We start from the raw sequence: 2,204 nt of genomic DNA on the forward strand, positions 1-2,204 counted from the left end.
AAGGTGCTAGGGTTTAGAACACCGCTTGAGGTAAAATCTAGCTTCGGGTGCGTTGCACTTCGATGTTGAATCCAAGAACTAAAAAACCTAACTAGTTTAGGTTTAAGCAATAATAGACTAGAAGAACTTCCTAAAGATATTATAAAGCTCAATAAACTAAACCATCTTGTTATAGAAGGTAATAATCTTAATAAACTACCTGACTACTTAGTTAATAAAAAGATCAACATATTCATTTAACGATTATATTAACTCTGTTTAGAGCAATACTATATTGAAGGTAGCTTGACGTGCAAACAGAAGCCATATTTGAAAACATAGCTCAACGAATTACTAGTGAATTAGAAAAATCAGAGCATAGCATTTTTATTGCTGTTGCTTGGTTTACTAACCAAAACCTATTCAATATCCTTGTTGATAAAGCTCATCAAGGTGTTACCGTCCAATTGATGTTATCTAATGACGAAATTAACCAAAATAGTTATGTGGACCATAGCCAGTTAAATATTGGTTCTTCAGCCGCTTATCTTATTGGTGATGGCAAACAAGATCTAATGCACAATAAATTCTGTGTGATAGACAATGAAACTGTCATTAATGGCTCATACAACTGGAGCTATAAAGCCGAGAGAAATCACGAAAATATTCTGATTACTAAAGGTGATACTGTTTTAGCCGAGCAGTTCATCAAACAGTTCAAAAAAATTCGTAATACCTACTTTGATCATGAAGATACTACTCCTGAGCTCCCTCTTGATAAGATAATAAAACGTCTTGAAATCATTAAGAACTATGTTGTATTAGAAGATATAGAAGATATCACACGTGAAAGTTCGAAACTAAAAATCTATATCTTTCAACAGCATATAGCAGACATTATAGATGCCTTAACGCAACATAGCTTTGAAACAGCTATCAAGTTAATTGATCAATTCATTAAAAACCATCATGCTTTAGTTGTATATAACGATATCGATATCAGCGCCTTAAAACTTGAAATACGCCAGCTCGAGCATCAACTAAACGCCTACGATAATGAGAAGATAGAATTAGAGCAGCTGATTTCAGAGTTTCATCATCGACATACCCAAGAACTTGGTAGCTATATCAAAAGACTTCTGCATTTACGTAAAGTTTCAACGAAAGACGATCCTGAAGAATACGAGCAGGCAGTACAAGACGAACAAGACTATAACCAGTATATTGAAGCTGAGTCAGATAAAGTCTTATATGACCTTAATGATGAGCAAAGAAAGGAATTAAAGAAGTTCTATCGTCAAGCCAGCCAGATTTGTCACCCTGATCGAGTCAACGAAGGCATGAAGCAAGTTGCTGAGGAGATATTCGTTCAACTTAATGAGGCTTACAGAAAAAATGACTTGAAGGAAGTGAAAGAGATATTAGCTGAGTTAAAGCAAGGCATCTTTAAACCTCGCTCAGAGACTGTCAGCGAAGCAGAACAACTCAAAGTTATTATCAAATCCCTTAGAACTAAAATTGAGAAAGTTGAGCAAGAAATTTTCTTAATTAAAGACAGTGACGACTATCAGTCTATTAGTAGTATTGATAACTGGGATAGCTATTTTGAAGAAACTAAAGCACAGCTGATTGAAGAGATCGAGTACTTAGAGGAGACGTTAGATTCTGAAGAGTAGCTCGTTAACTAGGTTTTTTAGGCTTAGTTTTTTATTCTATCAAAAAAGTAAGCTTTATAATCAAACTTAAAATTAATGTTGGTATGTTTGTTGGTATAAAGAATTATAACAACAAATAAATCTTTATATATTAAAGGTTTATAGTATTAGTGTGGTTTATACTGGGGCCCACCATATTTTAATTTAAGGCTTACTGTCATGTTCGGTATGAGCTATGCTGAAGAAACCGTAGAGGTAAACTTGGTAAACTAAGCGTATTAATCGGAGTTTATCATGACCAAGAAAGTAAGAACCTACAGTGACGAATTTAAAGCCGAGGCCGTCAAGAAGATATCAGACAATAATGGCAATATCTCAGCCACTGCAAAGCAGCTTGGCATTGCCATGCAAACGCTATCAAATTGGCATAATAAAGCCAATCAAGGCAAGCTTGAAGGGACTGAGCAATATGATCCTGATCTTATGAGTGCTCTTCAAGAAATAAAGCAGCTCAAGCGTCAGCTCAAAGTGGCTGAAGAGGAGCGCGAGATCTTAAATGAGGAGGGATAA

Annotated in this window: 2 protein-coding genes and 1 pseudogene; all 3 read left to right on the plus strand. The window is 35.3% G+C overall.

Translation table 11 applies throughout. The features are described from left to right. Nucleotides 1–69 precede the first annotated feature (69 nt). Nucleotides 70–240, plus strand: a complete 171-nt coding sequence (locus H9653_RS12735) for a hypothetical protein (RefSeq protein WP_404814823.1) — start codon at nt 70–72, stop codon at nt 238–240. Between the two features lie 50 nt (nt 241–290). Further along, entirely contained in the window at nt 291–1,655 is a 1,365-nt protein-coding gene (locus H9653_RS12280; protein ID WP_191692579.1) for a phospholipase D-like domain-containing protein, read from the plus strand. 273 nt (nt 1,656–1,928) lie between these two features. Further along, a pseudogene (locus H9653_RS12285) lies at nt 1,929–2,195 on the plus strand (transposase); the annotation flags it as partial. Between the last annotated feature and the right edge of the window lie 9 nt (nt 2,196–2,204).

Source organism: Psychrobacter communis (assembly GCF_014836505.1).
Lineage (GTDB): Bacteria > Pseudomonadota > Gammaproteobacteria > Pseudomonadales > Moraxellaceae > Psychrobacter > Psychrobacter faecalis.